General features: G+C 60.9%; 1 protein-coding gene and 1 pseudogene. Both read right to left on the reverse strand.

The genetic code is table 11. The features are described from left to right. Window positions 1–112: 112 nt before the first annotated feature. Window positions 113–1,120: an HWE histidine kinase domain-containing protein gene (locus tag VQ042_RS25390; RefSeq protein ID WP_331823021.1), complete on the reverse strand. Its 1,008-nt coding sequence runs from the start codon at window positions 1,118–1,120 to the stop codon at window positions 113–115. Window positions 1,121–1,525: 405 nt separating this feature from the next. Further along, window positions 1,526–1,876: pseudogene (locus VQ042_RS25395) on the reverse strand (response regulator); the annotation flags it as partial. Window positions 1,877–1,975 lie beyond the last annotated feature (99 nt).

The raw sequence follows: 1,975 nt of genomic DNA on the forward strand, positions 1-1,975 counted from the left end.
CCTGGACGCCACGAAGGGTACCATGCGGGTAACTTCCGGGAAGAGCCGGGTGCGGGAAAGCCGCATGCCCGGATCTGTGAGGGCGAAGCCGAATAGCCGAGCTACTCGACCACTATCTAGGACTGAGGCGAAGAGGCTGCCCCTCCACCTTAAAGCGTTCCCGTTCTCCTCGCTGGAACGGCCGCACCGCTGCCGATACGATCTCTGTAAGATCCGCGCTGTCCCAGTTTTTGCGGGTTAGAACATCATGAGCCTGACCCAGCGCGGTGAGACGGTCGATAAACGCCTCCTTCGCCGCGGCAGGATCCTCGCCGGGACGAAAGCTTTGGGAAGCCAGGCTCTGAACGGTGGCCAAAGTGTTCTTGACGCGATGATTGAGTTCATCAACCAGAAGCTTCTGATGCTCTTCCCAACGCTTTCGATCGCTAACGTCTGAGACTATCCCTCGCGACAGGACCGGTTGGCCCTCTGCGTTGCGAAGGTATTCGCCGCGACCCTGCACCCATCGGACTGTTCCACCGGGCAGGAGGAGGCGAAACTCCATATCGAACCGATGCTGGGCGGGATCGAAGGCGCTGCTGAACAGCTGGCTGATGTGGTCGCAATCCTGCGGATGATAGCGCGCCCGCAGATCATCGAGCGTGAGCTCCTGATCCCTAGGGTAACAGTAAATCTCTTTGAGCCGGGCCGATGCTTTCAGTTCACGGGTCTTGTGGTCGAACGTGTAGGTTCCCAGCGAGGCTGCGTCGAGAGCGGCGCGCAGCTCGCGTTCACGTTCTGCCAGAGCTTCCTCCGCGCGCTTGCGGTCCGTAATGTCGATGAGAATGCCCACGACCTTTGTTGGTGTGCCATCGGGCTCCATGAACACCTCAGCCCGCATCAGGTGCCATCGCACCGAACCGTCGGGCCAGAAGTAGCGATACTCCGATTGAATGAACCGCTCCCCGCGGGCCAGGGAGGCCGCCGCCTCCTCGCGCATCTTGTCGCCGTCGCCGGGATAGTAGCGGGAGCGGACCTGGTCGATATCAAACGGGTACCCTGCCGGAAAGCCGAGCAGTTGGTTCAGTTCGTCCGTCCCGCTCAGCGTATCGGTGCTAGTATCATAGTCCCAGACCGCCATGCGCCCCGCTTCTATGGCCAAGCGCAGGCGTCTGTCGCTTTCCGATAATATCGTCCCTGTCTCCGGCATCATCCAAACAGGTCCTTCCAGTCTGACGGCAAACCACGCAGCAAAGGACCTCTCTTGGAGGCGGTGTCAATGGCGGCGCGCGTCCAGGACAGTGAGGCGAGGCGGGGCGGGGGGCACTTCGTCACCTTCCCAAGTACTGATTTAAGAGAACCAGCCGCGTTCGGGCAAAACCGACATGTTCGCGTTCTGAACCAACAGCGGCTTTCGAGCATGTGTGAGCGGATAGACAGCTTTCGCTTGGCTGCCGCTTTAAGGCGGACAGGCAGCTTTCGGTCCCGATTGATCAAGCGCTCGATGCGAAATGTGCAAGAACTCTCTGGCTTGGGTGGAAATCCGTTATCCTTCACTCTCCGAGATGATGTCCTTGATGCGGCTGGCCAGCACGGCCATGTCGAACGGCTTGGTGACGACCTGCATGCCGGGGTCGAGGTGACCGTGGCTGAGCACCGCGTTCTCGGCGTAGCCGGTCACGAACAGCACCTTGAGGTCGGGGCGCAGCTCCCGCGCCGCGTCGGCGACCTGGCGGCCGTTCATGCCGTTGGGCAGGCCGACATCGGTGATGAGAAGGTCGAGACGGACATCCGACCGAAGGATCTTCAATCCCTCGGGTCCGTCGCCGGCTTCGAGCACGGCGTAGCCAAGCTCCTCTAGAACGTCGACCACAAGCATTCGCACTAGCAGCCTGTCGGACTGATGTTTTTGTCAAAGGCAGAAGACGCTGGCTGGCTGGCCGGTTGCGCGTCCGGTCAAAGGCTGGGAGCCGGTCTGGGAAACGCTCCTGGTTGC

The organism is Aurantimonas sp. A2-1-M11 (assembly GCF_036549475.1).
Lineage (GTDB): Bacteria > Pseudomonadota > Alphaproteobacteria > Rhizobiales > Rhizobiaceae > Aurantimonas.